Source organism: Methylococcus mesophilus, from assembly GCF_026247885.1.
Lineage (GTDB): Bacteria > Pseudomonadota > Gammaproteobacteria > Methylococcales > Methylococcaceae > Methylococcus > Methylococcus mesophilus.
Window position 1 is genome coordinate 808,118 of the sequence record NZ_CP110921.1, and the last position, 17,519, is coordinate 825,636.

10 protein-coding genes are annotated in these 17,519 nt (G+C 63.2%); 4 read left to right on the forward strand and 6 right to left on the reverse strand.

All coding sequences use genetic code 11. The annotated features are described in order from the left end of the window. Positions 1–199 precede the first annotated feature (199 nt). Positions 200–1,801 carry an alkaline phosphatase family protein gene (locus OOT43_RS03710; RefSeq protein ID WP_266023362.1) on the forward strand — a complete coding sequence of 534 codons (1,602 nt, stop codon included), beginning with the start codon at positions 200–202 and terminating at the stop codon, positions 1,799–1,801. A gap of 48 nt (positions 1,802–1,849) precedes the next feature. On the opposite strand, the gene OOT43_RS03715 is transcribed toward OOT43_RS03710, so the two are convergent. From OOT43_RS03715 to OOT43_RS03730, 4 genes are all read right to left on the reverse strand, one after another. Next, positions 1,850–2,020, reverse strand: a complete 171-nt coding sequence (locus OOT43_RS03715) for a rubredoxin (RefSeq protein ID WP_266023363.1) — start codon at positions 2,018–2,020, stop codon at positions 1,850–1,852. A gap of 36 nt (positions 2,021–2,056) precedes the next feature. Beyond that, positions 2,057–4,105, reverse strand: a complete 2,049-nt coding sequence (gene prlC, locus OOT43_RS03720) for an oligopeptidase A (protein ID WP_266023365.1) — start codon at positions 4,103–4,105, stop codon at positions 2,057–2,059. Positions 4,106–4,344: 239 nt separating this feature from the next. Then, on the reverse strand, positions 4,345–6,477 hold the full coding sequence (locus tag OOT43_RS03725; protein ID WP_266023366.1) for a sodium-translocating pyrophosphatase: 2,133 nt from the start codon (positions 6,475–6,477) through the stop codon (positions 4,345–4,347). Positions 6,478–6,525: 48 nt separating this feature from the next. Then, positions 6,526–7,788, reverse strand: a complete 1,263-nt coding sequence (locus OOT43_RS03730; RefSeq protein WP_266023368.1) for a 6-phosphofructokinase — start codon at positions 7,786–7,788, stop codon at positions 6,526–6,528. Positions 7,789–8,215: 427 nt separating this feature from the next. Here OOT43_RS03730 and OOT43_RS03735 point away from each other — a divergent pair, with 427 nt between their 5' ends. Then, positions 8,216–9,514 (forward strand): hemolysin family protein, encoded by a 1,299-nt coding sequence (locus tag OOT43_RS03735; protein WP_266023369.1) that lies wholly within the window; start codon positions 8,216–8,218, stop codon positions 9,512–9,514. Positions 9,515–9,531: 17 nt separating this feature from the next. On the opposite strand, the gene OOT43_RS03740 is transcribed toward OOT43_RS03735, so the two are convergent. Both OOT43_RS03740 and argH read right to left on the reverse strand, forming a co-directional pair. Then, on the reverse strand, positions 9,532–10,155 hold the full coding sequence (locus OOT43_RS03740) for a histidine phosphatase family protein (protein ID WP_266023370.1): 624 nt from the start codon (positions 10,153–10,155) through the stop codon (positions 9,532–9,534). Next, positions 10,155–11,552, reverse strand: a complete 1,398-nt coding sequence (argH, locus tag OOT43_RS03745; RefSeq protein ID WP_266023371.1) for an argininosuccinate lyase — start codon at positions 11,550–11,552, stop codon at positions 10,155–10,157. The genes OOT43_RS03740 and argH overlap by 1 nt, the downstream gene beginning before the upstream one ends. 138 nt (positions 11,553–11,690) lie before the next feature. On the opposite strand from argH, the gene pgi reads away from it, so the two are divergent. Both pgi and OOT43_RS03755 read left to right on the forward strand, forming a co-directional pair. Then, positions 11,691–13,331, forward strand: coding sequence for a glucose-6-phosphate isomerase (gene pgi, locus OOT43_RS03750; protein WP_266023372.1), 1,641 nt, complete (start codon positions 11,691–11,693; stop codon positions 13,329–13,331). 12 nt (positions 13,332–13,343) lie between these two features. Beyond that, positions 13,344–17,507 (forward strand): EAL domain-containing protein, encoded by a 4,164-nt coding sequence (locus OOT43_RS03755; protein WP_266023373.1) that lies wholly within the window; start codon positions 13,344–13,346, stop codon positions 17,505–17,507. Positions 17,508–17,519 lie beyond the last annotated feature (12 nt).

Below are 17,519 nucleotides of genomic sequence, written 5' to 3' on the forward strand. Positions count from 1 at the left end.
GGAAATCATCCTCCCGCCGGTCACTTATCCAAACCGGCGGCAATAGCCCTATGAATTGTTAATAAATGCTTCATCCACACAAACCCATAACATCCTAGGAGCCATTGATATGCCGACCACACGCAAACTACCCCTTGCTGTAGCCCTAGCGGCAACCGGTTTAGCGCCGCTTTTCGCCGATGCCCATCCATCCCAAGAGATGAAGAGAATCAAACGGTTCGTCATCATCTATCAGGAAAATCACAGCTTCGACAACCTGTACGGCGACTGGGAAGGCGTGAACGGACGCACGCCGGCCAACTATATTCCGCAGGTCAACCAGGCAGGCTCCCCCTATGGCTGCCTGCTGCAGAACGACCCCAGCCTGACGTCTCCGTCGCCGCTACCGGTGAGCTGCACCGATACCGAGAACGATATCGCCAGCGCATTCACCAACGCGGAATTTCCGATCGATACCTATATTCCGGCTACGGCCCCGACCTGCACCGGCGGCTATGACCAGGGCGACAGCTACAACGGCGGCTGCACCGAGGACATCGTACATCGCTACTATCAGCAGATTTACCAGTTGAACGGAGGCAAGCTGAACCGCTACGTCACCGGCAGCGACGCCGTCGGCCTGACCATGGGCTATTACGACACCAGACAGCTCCCCATCTACCGCTACTTGCACCAGGACGGTCATCCCAACTATGCGATCCTGGACAACTTCTTCCACGCGGCCTTCGGCGGCTCGTTCCTGAACCACCAATGGCTGATCGCGGCGACCACGCCGATCTGGCCCAATGCGGTGAACGACGGCAGCAAGAAGGATTTGCACTCGGTAGTGGACGGCAACGGCATGCCGACAAACTACCCGCTCTATACCTCGCCGGCGAGCTATGCGCTCAACGATGCTCAGTTGACCGCGTCATGCAATCCGCCGCCGGATCGCGGCCCCACGCCATCGGGTGTCGTATGCGGAGACTATGCGGTCAACACCACCCAGCCCACCAACCAGCCCTACCAGCCGGGAACCAAGGATTACAAGATGCTGCCGCTTCAAACCGCGCCGACGATCGGCGACCGGCTTTCGGCGGCCGGCGTGAGCTGGGCCTGGTATTCGGGCGGCTGGTCCAATGCCGCCGGCAACATTGGGGCGCCAGGCTGGACCAACGGACTCGGGCCGAATTGCGCGGACCCGCATACCATCCAGGGTTCGACTTTCCCGAACTGCCCGGACACCTGGTTCCAGTTCCACCACCAGCCGTTCAACTACTTTGCCGGCTTCAGCGCCCAGACCAAGAGCGGCCTGAAAAACCGCAAGAAGCACCTGCGGGATGAAATCGAGTTCATCAAGCTGGCACAGACTTCGAAGAAGGAGTGCAAGCTGAAATCGGTGAGCTTCGTGAAACCCATCGGCGAAGGCAACGAGCATCCGGGCTATTCCAGCGAGCCCATCGGCAGCGACCATCTGGTCGTCCTGCTCTCGGCAATCGAAAACAGCGCCTGCGCGAAGGATACGCTGGTCATCGTGACCTACGACGAATTCGGCGGCCAGTACGACCACGTCCAGCCGCCGGGCCAGGGCAACGACAACGGACCGCACGACAAGTGGGGACCGGGCAACCGAATCCCGGCCTTGATCGTGTCGCCGCTGCTGCCTCGTGCCTTTTCAGTCGACAGCACGCAATACGACACCACTTCGATTATGGCGACTCTGGAAAAACGCTACGGGCTGGCTCCAGTCGCCGAGCGGGATGCGCAGGTCAATGACCTTTTTTCGGTCTTCGACGCTGCATCGGCGACAACCGCCCACTGACATCCATGAATTCCGCCGGCCGCGCGGCCGGCGGATACCGATTTCTGCTCAATCCAGCAGTTCGAAGAAACTCTTGTCCACGCCGCACTCCGGACAGCCCCAGCCTTCGGGAATGTCCTCGAAAAGGGTTCCGGGCGGAAGACCCGCGTCCGGATCGCCTTCGGTTTCGTCGTAGATGTAGCCGCAGGCGGAACATTGGTACTTGTGGTATTCGACCATATTCGTCTCCTTGTCGATCGTGAAGCTCAAAAAGACCTAACCGGCGGACGCGAGCATCCCGCTATGGCGCAACAAGGCTTCGATTTCCGGCTCGCGTCCGCGGAAGGCGACGAAGGACTCCAGCGCGCTGCGCCGCCCACCCTGTTCCAGCACATTGCTGAGGAAGGCATGGCCGGTGTCCGGATCGAAGATGCCGCGCTCTTCGAACAATGAAAAGGCATCGCTCGACAGCACTTCCGCCCACTTGTAGCTGTAATAACCGGCCGCATAGCCGCCGCCGAAGACGTGCTGGAAGCTGTGCGGGAAGCGGTTATACGGCGGAGGCGGCATGACCGAGACCTGCCGCCGCACGTCGTCGAGAATTTCATAGACACACCCGCCTCGGGCCGGATCGTATTCGTGATGAATGCGGAAATCCAGCAGGGCGAACTCCAATTGACGGACCGTCTGCATGCCGGCCTGGAAGTTTTTGGCCGCCAGCATCTTGGCCAGCAGTGCGTCGGGCAGAGGCTCGCCGGTGCGGTGATGACCCGAGATCAGTGCCAGCGCCTCGCGTTCCCAGCAGAAGTTCTCCATGAACTGGCTGGGCAGTTCCACCGCATCCCATTCCACGCCTCGAATACCTGACACGCCGAGGTGCTCGACCCGGGTGAGCAAATGGTGCAGGCCGTGGCCGAATTCGTGGAACAGCGTCACCACGTCGTCATGCCGAAGCAGCGCGGGTTCGTCGCCGGCCGGGGGGGTGAAATTGCAGGTCAGGTAGGCGACCGGACTCTGAATGCTCCCGCCGAGACGGCGCCGGCTGACGCATTCGTCCATCCAGGCGCCGCCGCGCTTGCTGGGCCGGGCGTAGAGGTCGAGATAGAACCCACCCCGCAGTTCGCCTGCCCGGTCGAATATCTCGTAGTAGCGGACGTCCGGGTGCCAGACATCGACACCGTCGCGACGCTCGATATCCAGGCCGTACAGCCGCTGCACCACCGCGAACAGGCCGGAAACCGCGCGTTCGGCGGGAAAATACGCCTTCACTTCCTCTTCGGAAAACGCGTATTTGTGCTCGCGGAGCTTCTCGGAATAGTAGGCTACGTCCCAGGACTGAAGCGCCTCGATCCCATGCTGACCCCGCGCGAACTCCCGCAGTTCCTCCAGGTCGCGCCGGGCGACGGGCATGGCCTTTTCGGCGAGATCGTTCAGGAAACTCAGCACCTGTTCCGGGCTCTCCGCCATCTTGGTCGCCAGGGACAATTCGGCGTAGTTGGAAAATCCCAAGAGACCGGCCTCTTCGTGACGCAAGGCCAGGACCTTCTCCATCACCTCGCCGTTGTCCCAGCGTCCGCCATGCGGCCCGGTTTCCGAAGCGCGGGTCGCATAAGCCCGGTAGAACTCTTCCCGCAGCGCCCGGTCATCGGCATAGGTCATGATCGCGATATAGGACGGAAAGGCGAGGCCGAAAACCCAGCCGGACTTGCCTTCGGATTCTGCGGCCTGGCGGGCGACGGCGAGGTCGGTTTCGGGCAGCCCGGCCAGCAGCGCCTCGTCTTCGATATGGCGAGTCCAGCCCTTGGTGGCATCCAGCACGTTGTCGGAAAACCGGCTGCCCAGTTGCGACAGCTCCTGGGCGATTTCCTTGAAGCGCGCCTTGCTCTCGCCTTCCAGAGCAACCCCGGAAAGGCGGAAATCGCGCAGGGCGTTGTCGACGATCTTGCGCTGTGCGGTGTCGAGCCGGGCAAATTCCACGCCTTCGGCGATTTCCCGGAACGCGGCATATAGCGCCGCATTCTGGCCCATTTCGGTGGCATATTCGCTCAACAGGGGCAGACTGGCATTGTAGGCTTCCCGCAAAGCCTCACTGTTCATCACGGAGTTCAGATGCCCGACCGGCGACCAGGCCTTGTTCAGGCGGTCATCGAGATCATCCAGCGGTTCCACCAGACCGGACCAGGTGAACGGCCCGCCGCGCCCGAGCAGAGCGTCCACCGCGGCCCGGCTTTCGGCCAGGATTTGTTGAACCGCCGGCACTACATGGCTCGCTTCGATGCGCGAGAACGGCGGCAGTTCATAGTCTTCCAGCAAAGGGTTGGTCATTGCATTACCTCGAATTCGGTTTGAATCCTGCAAACCGCTCAGGCGACGGCTTGGTTGGCCGCCGGGAATCTCTGGGGGGAGTATCGAAGGAGGGAATATACAGGGAGTTGGCCTCGGCCCTCACCCCACCGTCCCAATGTTTCCGGGCTTTCCTGCCCGGAACCCTCCGGGCGGGCCAAGCCCGACCAAATCCGCTCCCGGCGGATTTGTCCCGGAGGGGGAGGGAGACAAGCGGGGGTTTAGAGCAGGGGTACGATCAACAGGGCTACGATGTTGATGATCTTGATCATCGGATTCACCGCCGGGCCCGCAGTATCCTTGTACGGATCGCCGACGGTGTCGCCGGTCACCGCCGCCTTGTGCGCCTCCGATCCCTTGCCGCCGAAGTTACCGTCCTCGATGTATTTCTTCGCGTTGTCCCAGGCGCCGCCACCGGTCGTCATCGAGATGGCGACGAACAAGCCGGTGACGATGGTGCCGATCAGCACGCCGCCCAGCGCCTCCTTGCCGAGCAGCAGCCCCACGACGACCGGAATCGCCACTGGCAGCAAGGAAGGCACGACCATCTCCTTGATCGCCGCCTGGGTCAGCATGTCGACCGCCTTCGAGTAATCGGGCTTGGCGGTATGCTGCATGATCCCCGGAATCTCCCGGAACTGCCGGCGCACTTCGTTGACGATGCCGCCGGCGGCCCGGCCCACGGCCTCCATGGCCAGCGCGCCGAACAGGTAGGGCACCATGCCGCCGATGAAGAGGCCGATGATGACCATGTGGTTCGACAGGTCGAAGTTCACGTTGCCGCCCAAGGCATGGGTGTAGTCGGCGAACAGCACCAGCGCCGCCAGCCCCGCCGATCCGATCGCATAGCCCTTGGTCACCGCCTTGGTCGTGTTGCCCACGGCGTCCAGCGGGTCGGTGATCGCCCGGACCGAATCCGGCAGCTCGGCCATCTCGGCGATGCCGCCGGCGTTGTCGGTGATCGGGCCATAGGCATCCAGCGCGACGATCATCCCGGTCAGGGACAGCATCGAGGTGGCCGCCACCGCGATGCCATACAGTCCCGCCAGTTCGTAGGCGCCCCAGATGCTGGCGCAGACCGCCAGCACCGGCGCTGCCGTCGCTTTCATCGATACCCCGAGGCCGGCGATGATGTTGGTGCCGTGGCCGGTGGTGGAGGCTTCGGCGATATGGCGTACCGGCGCGAATTCGGTAGCGGTGTAGTACTCGGTGATCACCACCATCAGCCCGGTCAGGCCCAGGCCGATCAGGGCGGCGAAGAACAGGCCGAACCAGGACACGTCGGTGCCGCCGAGACTGACGCCGCCGCCGAACATGAAGCCGGTGATCGGCAGGAAGGCCACGGCCGCGAGCCCCCCCGACACGATCACGCCCTTGTACAGCCCGCTCATGATCTTCTTGCCCGGCGTGATCCGGACGAAGAAGGTCCCGATGATCGAGGCGACGATGGAAATGCCGCCCAGCACCAGGGGGTACACGATGGCCGCTTCGCTTCCCCCGGTCAGGAGCCCTCCCAGCAGCATGGTGGCAACGATGGTCACGGCGTAGGTTTCGAACAGGTCGGCCGCCATGCCCGCGCAGTCGCCGACGTTGTCGCCGACGTTGTCGGCGATCACGGCCGGATTGCGCGGATCGTCTTCGGGAATCCCCGCCTCGACCTTGCCGACCAGGTCCGCGCCCACGTCGGCGCCCTTGGTGAAGATGCCACCGCCCAGACGCGCGAAGATCGAGATCAGCGAACCGCCGAACGCCAACCCCACCAGGGCATGGAGCGGATCGCTCGCGCCGGCCGACTTCAGCAGCGCGTAATAGCCGGCCACCCCGAGCAAGCCGAGCCCAACCACCAGCATTCCCGTGATGGCGCCGCCGCGGAACGCCATGGAAAAAGCCTCATCCATGCCGGTCATGGCTGCCTGCGCGGTCCGCGAGTTGGCGCGGACCGAGATGTTCATGCCGATATAGCCCGCCGCGCCGGAGAGCGCAGCACCGATGACGAACCCGAAAGCGATGGTCCATCCCAGAAAGGCTCCGATGACGAAGAACAGCAGCCAACCGACTATCGCGATGGTCCGATACTGCCGATTAAGGTAGGCCTGGGCGCCCTGTTGTATCGCCGCGGCGATGTCTACCATCCGCTCGTTGCCGGCGGGCTGGGCATTGACCCAGCCGATGGAGAGAATGCCATAGAGCAGCGCAGACAGCGCAGCGGTAAAAGCGAATGCGGTTCCCCAGTCGACCAGCAGGCCGATCGCGAGAAATTCCGCGAGCCCCGCCAAGGTGATCGCCTTGGTCCGGGGGTTGCGCATCAAACAACACAGCCCCTCCCGGGCGCAGGACAGAACCGAGCAAGCCATAGCGATACTCCTCGAACGTTGTTGTTGGTGTTACAAAAAAAGAGGAATTCAGACGCTGAACGACGTAGCCAGTTTCTTCGGGACGGCGACATTCCTCAATGTCACATAGTCCGGCAAGCCCCCGGCGTAGGGGGGGTAATCCTCGCCTTCGATCAGCGGCTGCAGGTATCTGCGGCAGTCTCCGGTAATCCCGAAGCCGTCGGCACTGATGAATTCGAGGGGCATCTTCTTCTCGACGTTGGCCACTTCCGCCAGATTGGCGGCGCTAATTTCCCAGCGGTAAGGCGAATCGGAGGTCCGTATGATGGCCGGCATCACGGCATTGTGCCCTTTCAGAGCCATTTCGACACCGGCCTTTCCCAGAGCATAGGCCTGCTCGACATCGGTGCGCGAAGCGACGTGGCGCGCGGCGCGCTGCAAATAATCGGCGACGGCCCAGTGGTACTTGTAGCCCAGGCGTTCCTTGATCATACCGGCGACGACCGGCGCCACCCCGCCGAGTTGGGCATGGCCGAACACGTCCCGGCTGCCGGATTCGGCGACGAACCTGCCGTCGGCGTCCTTAATGCCCTCCGACACCACGATCGAACAATAGCCGGTGGTACGGACCTTCTCGTCCACTGCGCGCAGAAACCGTTCCGGGTCGAATACTTGCTCGGGAAACAGGATGATCAGCGGCAACTCGTGCCGCGCGTCGCTCGCCAGGCCACCCGCCGCGGCGATCCAGCCCGCGTGCCGCCCCATGACCTCGAGCACGAAGATGCAGGTGGAAGTGGCCGCCATGGAGCGCACGTCGAAACTCGCCTCGCGCACCGAGACGGCAATGTACTTGGCGACCGAACCGAAGCCCGGACAGCAGTCGGTGATCGGCAGATCGTTGTCCACCGTTTTCGGGATATGGACGGCCTGCAGGGGATAACCCAGCTTTTCGGAGAGTTGGGAGACCTTCAGGCAGGTATCGGCCGAGTCCCCCCCACCGTTGTAGAAGAAATAGCCGATGTCGTGGGCGCGGAATACCTCGATCAGCCGCTCGTACTGAGCCCGGTTTTCCTCCAGCCCCTTGAGCTTGTAACGGCAAGAACCGAAAGCCCCGGATGGCGTGTGGCGCAGTGCGGCGATGGCTTCGGCGCTTTCCTGGCCGGTATCGATCAGGTCTTCGGTCAGGGCGCCGACGATGCCGTTGCGCCCGGCATAGACGGTACCGATGCGGTCGGGAAACTGCCTGGCGGTTTCCAGTACTCCGCAGGCCGATGCATTGATAACGGCGGTCACACCGCCGGATTGGGCGTAAAAAGCATTCCGCGCCACCATGAACCGCCTCCCCTCCAGTATTGTTGGCTGGCGCCTAACTTAGAACAAACGCCCCCTTCCTTACAACAAGTTTCGGCCCGCCAGCTTCGCCCGAATGCGCGTAAAAACAGTTGAATCGAACTCACGACCCCGCTACGCTAACGACCGGGGCATCCCAGCCTCTCACCGATAACCATGCTCGAATCCTCAACGTATCCCAACCGCCGGTTCTGCCGGACGGATGACTGACGGACTGCCTCGTGTCCGACGAATACCCCAGTTCGTGCCCATGGCATGAACTTTTTCCGACTCCTGAGCCTCCTCGTCATTTCGCATTCCTCCGTCCGGCCTTCCGGGGATCGCGAACACCCATGACTTCCACCCAGGCGCCCGCATCCCGCCTCGCTCCGAGTCTTTGCCGTTTTTCCAACTACCCGCTCCCCTTAAAGTGATCCAGATCGGATTGGTTCTGTTCCTTATCTTTGTCAACGGCCTGTTCGCCATGTCGGAAATGGCCATCGTGTCCGCCCGGAGGTCCCGCCTCCAGCAACAGGCCGACAAGGGCGGTGCCGGCGAAGTCCGCGCCCTCGAGCTCGCGGCGCAGCCTTCGCGGTTTCTCTCCACCGTTCAGGTCGGCATCACCACGATCGGCGTGCTGAACGGAGCCCTGGGTGAAGCCTCGGTTTCCAGCCAGATCGAGCCGCTGTTGATGACGATGCCGGAACTGGCGCCGTACGCCCACGAGATCAGCCTGACCATCACCGTTTTCGCGATCACCTATCTGTCTCTGATCATCGGCGAACTGGTGCCCAAGCGCTTGGCCCTACTCCACGCCGAATCCATTGCAGCCGCCGTGGCGCGGCCGATGCATTACCTGTCCCTGATCGCCCTCCCCCTGGTCAAGTTCCTGAGCATTTCCACCGACATCGTGCTGCGGATCGTGGGCGCCCGCCCGGTTCGCCAGCCTTCGGTCACCGAGGAAGAGATCAAGCTGCTGCTGCAGCAAGGCATCCTGGAAGGCGTGTTCGAGGAAGTCGAGCAGGAGCTGGTGGAAAACATCCTGAGGCTGGACAGCCGCAAAGTCGGCGCGATCATGACGCCCCGCAAGGATGTGGTCTACCTGGACGTCACCAAGTCCTACGAGGCGAACCGCGGCATCCTGACCGACCATCCGCACTGGATCATCCCGCTGTGCCGGGGCGGCGTGGACAACGTTGTCGGCTTCGTGAAAACCAAGGATGTGCTGAACCGGCTGCTGGCCGGCGAGAAACCGGAGCTGGCGGAACTGGTGACCCGCGCGCTTTTCGTCCCCAACTCGCTGTCGCTCATGCAATTGCTGGAGCACTTCAAGCGATCGCACCTGCAGACGGCACTGGTCGTGGATGAGTACGGCGAACTGACCGGCCTGGTGACGCTGACCGACGTGCTGGAAGCGATCGTCGGTGCCATCGCCTCCGAAACCGCGGAAGAAGAACCTCAGGTCTCGCAGCGCGAGGACGGCTCCTGGCTGGTCGACGGCATGCTCGACATCGACCGGTTCAAGCAGCTGTTCGAACTAGACGCTCTGCCGGAGGAAGAAAGCGGCAATTTCCATACCATGGCCGGCTTCGTCATGCTGCGGCTGGGCAACGTGCCGAAGGTGACCGATACCTTCGAATTCGAGGATCTGCGGTTCGAGGTCGTGGACATGGACCGCAACCGGGTCGACAAGATTCTGGTTACCCGCCTTCCGCCGGCGACCGGATAATCCCTCCGGGGGGCGGTTCACGCGGCCGGCGTCCCGCCGTGGAACACCAGCTGGGACAGGAATTCGTCACCCTGCTCGATGCACTCGATGCGCGTGATGCCCGCGTTGGCTACTTTGATGTGGAACAGGTTGGCAAGCGGAACGTCGAGCACATGCGAGATCACCATCCGGACCGTCCCGGCATGGCAGACGACCAGGATGTGTTTGCCGAGATGCCGTTCCAGCATGTCTTTCCAGCCCGCGATGACGCGGCTGCGGAAATCGCCCAGGCCTTCCGCGTTTTCCGGACGATGGTTCAGGGGATCGCGATAGAAGCGCTGCAGCACACCGGGATCGTATTCGGTGGCGATTTCTTCCCGGGTCTTGCCCTGCCACGCACCGAAACCGAGCTCCTTGAAGCGCGGCTCGATTTCCAGCGGGCGCTGGTGGCGTTCGCTGAAAACCTCGGCAAAGGCCTGACAGCGCAACAGCGGGGAGGTGACGATGACATCCCACGGACAATGCCGCCCCAGCGCACGCCACATCTGATCCCAGCCCACGGCGCTGAGCGGGTCGTCGATCTGGCCGCGGTAGCGGCTGCCGCCGGCGGGCTCGCCATGGCGCATCAGGTCGACCAGGGTATTGCAGCTTTCGCCGGCCATCAGCTCTCCTGCAGGGCGGCCAGGCGAACCCGCGCGTCGGCCACGGCCCGTTTCACGCAGTCCGGCGCGGTGCCGCCCACGTGCGAACGCGCCGCCACCGAACCCTCCAGCGTCAGGACCGCATAGACGTCCGGCCCGATGGCGGCCGACAGGGATCGAAGCTCCTCCAGCGGGATATCCGCCAGGTCGCGGCCGGTGTCTATCCCTAAACGGACGGCCTTGCCCACGACCTCGTGGGCATCGCGGAACGCCGTACCGCACCGGACCAGGTAGTCGGCCAGATCGGTGGCAGTCGCATAGCCCTTGCGGGCCGAGGCGTACATGGCCGGCCGGTTCGGCCGCACGTGCGGCATCATGTCGGCGAAGGCACGGAGACAACCGGACAAGGTATCGACCGTGTCGAACAGCGGCTCCTTGTCCTCCTGGTTATCCTTGTTGTAGGCGAGTGGCTGGCTCTTCATCAGGGTCAGCAAGGCAAACAGATGGCCGAACACCCGCGCGCTCTTGCCGCGGATGAGCTCGGGCACGTCGGGATTTTTCTTCTGCGGCATGATCGAGGAGCCGGTGCAGAACGCGTCGGGCAGATCGATGAAGCCGAACTGGGCGGAGGTCCACAGAATCAGCTCCTCGGAAAAGCGCGAGAGATGCATCAGCACCAGGCTGGCGCAGGCGGCGAACTCGATGGCGAAATCGCGGTCGCTGACGGCGTCCAGCGAATTCGCCGCCGGCCGGGAGAAGTCGAGCAAGGCCGCGGTATAGTCGCGGTCCAGCGGAAAGCTGGAACCGGCCAGGGCCGCCGCCCCCAGCGGCATGACGTTGACCCGCTTGCGGCAATCGCGCAGGCGGTCGTAATCGCGCGACAGCATTTCGTACCAAGCCATCATGTGATGGCCGAAGGTGATCGGCTGTGCCACCTGGAGATGAGTGAAACCCGGCAAGATGGTGTCGGCCTCGCGCTCGGCCAGGTCCACCAGTGCGGTCTGCAGGCGCAGGATGAGGCCGCAGATGCGGTCAATTTCGGCGCGCAGGTACAGCCGCACGTCGGTAGCGACCTGATCGTTGCGGGAACGCCCGGTATGCAGCTTCTTGCCGGCCTCGCCGATCCGCTCCGTGAGACGGGCTTCGATGTTCATGTGTACGTCCTCGAGGCGCACCGACCAGGGGAATTCCCCGGCCTCGATTTCCGCACCTATGGCTTCCAGACCACCGACGACCGCCTGAAGTTCCCCGCCGGTCAAAAGTCCCAGCCGCTCCAGCATGGTGGCATGCGCAATCGAGCCCCGGATGTCGTGGGACGCCAGCCGCTTGTCGAAATCGACCGAGGCGGTGAAAGCCTCGACGAAGGCGTCCGTCGCCTCCTCGAACCGCCCTCCCCAGGGCTTTTGCTGAATACTCATTACGTCTTCCGCTGCGAGGATCAAAGCGGCTCATTATAAACCCAACGCTGCCGGAGCTTCGCCCATCCCCGCCGCTTGTAGTAGCATTTATATATGAGCGGCAACCACGAGCTCGCGCGACGCCATAATAAGGAAACCATGCCACAATCGACCGACCTTCCCGCCTGGCGGACTCTTTCCGAACACTTCAAGACCATCGCCCCGCGCCACATGCGCGACATGTTCGCCGACGATCCTGGGCGTTTCGACGCTTTTTCCGTCCGGATCGGCGATCTGCTGTTCGATTATTCGAAGAACCGGATCACCCGGGAAACCGTCGATGCGCTGGTTCGGCTCGCCGGGGAGGCCGGCCTGCGCGAAAAGATCGACGCCATGTTCGGAGGCGAGCGGATCAACGTCACGGAGAACCGGGCGGTGCTCCACATCGCCCTGCGCAACCGCTCCAACCGGCCGATTCTCGTCGGCGGCAAGGACGTCATGCCCGAGGTCAACCGCGTGCTCGAGCGCATGCGCCGCTTCTCCCAGTCCGTGCGCACGGGAGAATGGCGCGGCGCGACCGGCAAGACCATCACCGATGTGGTCAACATCGGCATCGGGGGGTCCGACCTCGGCCCCAAGATGGTGGTCAAAGCCTTACTGCCTTACGCCGACCCGGACCTGCGCGCCCATTTCGTCTCCAATGTGGACGAATCCGACTTGATCGAGATCCTGCGGCCGCTGAATCCGGAAACCACACTGTTCGTCGTCGCGTCCAAGACGTTCACGACCCAGGAAACCATGACCAACGGCCGCTCGGCCCGCGCCTGGTTCCTGGAGCGCATCCCGGACGAGAATGCCATCGCCCGCCATTTCGTCGCCATTTCGACCAATCGTATCAAGGTCGCCGAGTTCGGCATCGACCCCCGCAACATGTTCGAGTTCTGGGACTGGGTGGGCGGCCGCTATTCGCTGTGGTCGGCCATCGGCCTGCCGATTGCGCTGAGCGTCGGCATGGACCGCTTCGAGGAAATGCTCGAAGGCGCCCATTTCGTCGACGAGCATTTCCGCACCGCCCCCTTCGAACGCAACATCCCGGTGCTGATGGGCCTCCTGGGCATCTGGTACATCAATTTCTTCGGCGCCCAGAGCCACGCCGTGCTGCCGTACGATCAATACCTGGAGGATCTGCCGGCCTATCTTCAGCAGGCCGACATGGAAAGCAACGGCAAGACCGTCGACGTCGAGGGCCGAGCGGTGGCCTACCCCACCGGTCCCGTCATCTTCGGCCAGCCCGGCACCAACGGCCAGCACGCTTTCTACCAGCTGCTCCATCAGGGCAGCATGCTGGTCCCCTGCGATTTCCTCGCCGCGGCCGAAAGCCATCACCCCCTGGCCGAGCACCACGACATCCTGATCTCCAATTTCCTGGCCCAGACCGAAGCGCTGATGCGCGGACGCACTACGGACCAGGCCCGGCAGGAGATCGCCTCGGACAATCTGACCCCAGAACGCCTCGGAGCGCTGGCCGCCGCCAAGACTTTCCCCGGCAACAAACCGACCAACAGCTTCCTGTATCGCCGCCTCGACCCCCACACCCTGGGCATGCTGATCGCCTTGTACGAACATAAGATATTCACCCAGGGCGCGATCTGGTACATCAATTCCTTCGACCAGATGGGCGTGGAACTCGGCAAGCAACTGGCGAGAACCATTCTTGCCGAGCTTCCCGGCGATGGCCCGGTCGATACGCATGACGCCTCCACCAACGGCCTGATCCGATACTTCAAGTCGCTGCGTTGAAAAACGTTCCCTATGGTCGAGGACGCCAACAGCAAGGACAGGGAAAAAGCCGGCGAGGGCCTGTCCGCCGTTCGGCTGGTCGTCGCTTCGTGGAATAAGGTAGATTCGGCAAGAAAGTTTCTTGAGGCGCTTCCCCCAAACTGCAGGGCTGCGTTCTTCCTCCCCGCCTTGCCGGAAGACGCCTTGGCGGGCCTGGCGGAAGCGCCTCTGCCCGTGGCTGTGGGGATCGCCGAAGCCGGCGCCGCCGTTCTGCCGGCACACGCATACCTCCCGCCTGCCGGGAAACACCTCTCCGTCGACGGCGGACTGATCAGGCTGGGCAGCCGCCTTTTGGCCGGCCATCCGGTCGGCCATTTCGTGCAATCTCTCCCACCCGACCGCCACGGACAGACCGCCGTCGTATTCCCTCCCGGCGCCACGGATCGGGAACGCGCGCTCGCAGGCGTCGTCGAACGCTCCGGCGGCCTGGTGTTCGCGGTACCTCCGTCCGAAGCCGGCGCCGAGAACGCGGATTTCGCTCCGGAGGCCATCGCTCGGACCATCGGCGACTGGGCGCGCAGCGAGGCGGAGACCGGCTCCGGAACCCTGGACGCGATCCTCGATCTGGTACGCAGCCGTACCGGAGCCGATCTACGTGCCTACAAACCCCCGCCACTGGTGCGCCGCATCGAACGCCGCATGGGCGTCGCCCGCGTCGAGGGCACGGGCGATTACCTGAAACTGCTCGAGACCGACGTGAACGAGCTCGACCGGCTGGCCCAAGATCTGCTGATCGGGGTTACCGCCTTTTTTCGCGATGCCGAGGCCTTCGCTCTGCTGGAAACCGCCGTCGTTCCGGCGATTTGCGATGGAGAGCGAGCGGACCGGCCGGTCCGCTGCTGGATAGCCGGTTGCTCCACCGGCGAGGAAGCCTATTCGATCGCCATCCTTCTGACCGAAGGATTCGAGCGGAACGGGCGGCAGACGCGCCTGCAGATATTCGCAACCGACATCGACGCCGATGCACTGGAAGTCGCCCGCCATGGCATGTATTCCGAAGCTTCGCTGGCGGGCGTTTGCGAAGCGCGGCTGAAGCGTTACTTCGTCCGGGAGGGGACGGGATACCGCATCGCCAAACAGATAAGGGAAACTATCGTCTTCGCGCCCCACAATCTGATCAGCGACCCGCCGTTTTCCAAGCTCGACCTGGTGGTATGCCGCAACGTCCTGATCTACCTGAACCCAAAGACCCAGGAAAAGCTGCTCGAAATCTTCCATTTCATTCTCAATCCCGGCGGCCACCTGTTTCTGGGCAGTTCGGAAAGCCTCGGCGACACCGCCCACCTGTTTGACGAGATTTCGAAGCCCTGGCGGATATTCCGGCGCAACGACGCGGCGGTGGCCGTACGGCCGAGCCTGCCGCTGTTTGCTCCGGCCACCACGGCTCGCATCGCGGACGGAAGGATTCTGACCACCGATCCGGACGGCCATGAAATCCAGGAAAGGCTCTACCGCGGACTGCTCGAACGCCACGCCCCCACCCTGATCGTGGCGAATGAGAGGCATGAAGTCGTCTACATCAGCGGAAATACTCAATCGTACCTGGAGCTGCCGCCCGGAGAGCCCACCCTCGACCTGTTCAAGCTTGTCAAACCCCCCTTGCGCGCCATGCTGCGCTCTTCGCTGGATCTGTGCCTGCGGGAGGGCAGAAAGGTCGGCACCGTAGCAACGGGTGGCGGCCCCGCCTCCCCGATACCGGAGGCGGTCCGAATCACGGTCACCCCGATCGCCGATGGCCAAGTCTCCGATCTGCTTCTGATCGGGCTGGAAGCGGAAGCGCTGGCCGGCCCGGTTTCGACGGCGGCAGCCAAGAACGGGGACGACGGCTGGCTGCTGCAGCAGCTCGAACGGGAACTCGCGGCGACCCGGGAGGATCTGCGGCGCACCATCGAGAAGACCCGCCATACCAACGATGAACTGCGGGCATCGAACGAAGAAATCATGGCCATGAACGAGGAGCTCCAGTCGGCCAACGAAGAACTGGAAAGCTCGCGGGAAGAACTGCAATCGCTCAATGCCGAACTCACCGCCACCAACACCATGCTTGACGCCAAGGTCGGCGAACTGGAAGCCACCGGCAACGACCTCAACAATCTCCTGGTCGGCACCGACTTGGCGACCCTGTTCCTCGACCGTAGCCTCAACATCCGCCGCTATACTCCCGCCTGCAACCGTCTGATGCACCTCATCCCGAGCGACATCGGCCGGCCTTTCGCCGACATCGTCCACCACTTCGAAGACGGCGAACTGTTCGGCGACGCGGCGGGCGTGCTCAGGGGCGAAGGTTCCAAGAGCCGGGAAATTCTCGACCACCAGGGAGCCTGGTATCTTCGCAAGGTCCTGCCCTACCGGTCGCGGGACAACTGCTGCGTGGAAGGCCTGGTGATCACCTTCGGCGAAGTGACGTCGCTGAAGCAAGCGGAGCAGGAATTGATCGCGCAAGCTGCGGAACTGCGCCAGCAGGCGGAGCTGCTGAAACACGCCCATGTCCTGGCGCGTGATCTGGACGACCGCATCGTCTTCTGGAATGCCTACGCCGAAAAGTTCTATGGCTGGAACAAGGACGAGGCGCTCGGCCGCACCTCCCACGAATTGCTGAACAGCCGTTTTCCCCTTCCGCTGGCCACGATCCGCCAGCAGATACTCGCGGACGGTTATTGGAAAGGCGAACTCACCCATGTCGACCGGCAAGGCAGGGAAAGAACCGTGGCCACCCACTGGGAACTTTACCGGGATGCCGAAGGCACGCCTCGCGCCATCGTCGAAGTCAACAACGACATCACCGAACGCAACAGCTTCGAGGCCCAATTGCGGCAAAGCCGCCACTACCTCGATTATCTGGCGTATTACGATCCGTTGACCCAATTGCCGAACCGTCTCCGGTTCCAGCAACGGCTGGAGCAGGCCGTCGCCCAGGCGCTGTCGGGCGGCAAACGGCTGGGGCTTCTGTTTCTCGACGTCGACCGCTTCAAACTCGTCAACGACAGCCTGGGCCACGACGTGGGCGACAGCCTCCTGTTGGAGGTCAGCCGGCGCCTTGAAGAGCGGCTGGGTCCCCGGGACACCCTCGCGCGCATCGGAGGCGACGAGTTCGCCGTCCTGATGGAAGACCTCGACGACATCGGCTACGCCTCGCGCTTCGCCCTGGCGGCCATCGAGGCCGTCAAGGCGCCGGTCGTACTGGACCGCCATGAGCTGTTCGTCAGTCTCAGCGGTGGGATCAGCCTGTTTCCCGAAGATTCCCGCGACGCCGACGGGCTGCTCCGCAGCGCCGACGCCGCGATGTTCCTGGCCAAGGAAAAAGGCCGGGGCAACTACGAATTCTTTACCCCCGATCTCAACCGCCGGGCGAACCGGCTGCTGTCGATCGAAACCCGGTTGCGGAAAGCCTTGGAGAACGGCGAGCTGGATCTCGCCTTCCAGCCCCAGATGAACCTGCAAAGCGGCGCCATCACCGGCGCCGAAGCGCTGGCGCGCTGGAACAACCACGAACTGGGCCGGGTGCCCGCGGACGAATTCATCCAGGTGGCCGAGGACAGCGGCCTGATCGTCCCGCTGGGCGAATGGGCCATCCGAACCGCCTGCCGCAGGATCGCCGAATGGCAGCAGTCGGGCCTGACGCCGGTCCGCATCGCGGTGAACATCTCCGCCCGCCAGTTCGGCGAACCGAATTTCGTCCGGCTGATCGCGGATTCTCTCGCCGAGACCTGCGTGGATCCGGCCCTTCTGGAACTCGAATTGACCGAGCGGTTGCTCCTGCAGGACGTGGATACGGTCGTAAGGACGCTGCTGGAACTCAAGCGCACCGGCGTCAGTTTCTCGATGGACGATTTCGGCACCGGCTATTCTTCGTTGAGCTACCTGCGCCGGCTGCCCCTGAGCCATCTCAAGGTGGCGCGAGAGTTCGTCCCCTGGGGCGCAGACGACTGCAACAACCTGTCGATTTCCCGAGCCATCGTCTCCCTCGCCAAGAGCCTGGAACTGACCTGCACCGTCGAAGGCATAGAAACCCAGGCGCAATTGGATTGCTTCAAGACTCTGGGCTGCGACCAGGCGCAGGGCTATCTGATCAGCCCGCCGCTGCCGCCTGGAGAATTCGAGGATTTTCTGCGCCACCCTCCGCCGTTCGAACTTTAGGCGCCGACAGAC

Excerpts from the sequence above, each read along its gene's own strand:
- OOT43_RS03710 (WP_266023362.1), top strand. The coding sequence starts at position 200 with ATGAAGAGAATCAAACGGTTCGTCATCATCTATCAGGAAAATCACAGC.
- OOT43_RS03715 (WP_266023363.1), bottom strand. The coding sequence starts at position 2,020 with ATGGTCGAATACCACAAGTACCAATGTTCCGCCTGCGGCTACATCTAC.
- prlC (WP_266023365.1), bottom strand. The coding sequence starts at position 4,105 with ATGACCAACCCTTTGCTGGAAGACTATGAACTGCCGCCGTTCTCGCGC.
- OOT43_RS03725 (WP_266023366.1), bottom strand. The coding sequence starts at position 6,477 with ATGGCTTGCTCGGTTCTGTCCTGCGCCCGGGAGGGGCTGTGTTGTTTG.
- OOT43_RS03730 (WP_266023368.1), bottom strand. The coding sequence starts at position 7,788 with ATGGTGGCGCGGAATGCTTTTTACGCCCAATCCGGCGGTGTGACCGCC.
- OOT43_RS03740 (WP_266023370.1), bottom strand. The coding sequence starts at position 10,155 with ATGGCCGGCGAAAGCTGCAATACCCTGGTCGACCTGATGCGCCATGGC.
- argH (WP_266023371.1), bottom strand. The coding sequence starts at position 11,552 with ATGAGTATTCAGCAAAAGCCCTGGGGAGGGCGGTTCGAGGAGGCGACG.
- pgi (WP_266023372.1), top strand. The coding sequence starts at position 11,691 with ATGCCACAATCGACCGACCTTCCCGCCTGGCGGACTCTTTCCGAACAC.
- OOT43_RS03755 (WP_266023373.1), top strand. The coding sequence starts at position 13,344 with ATGGTCGAGGACGCCAACAGCAAGGACAGGGAAAAAGCCGGCGAGGGC.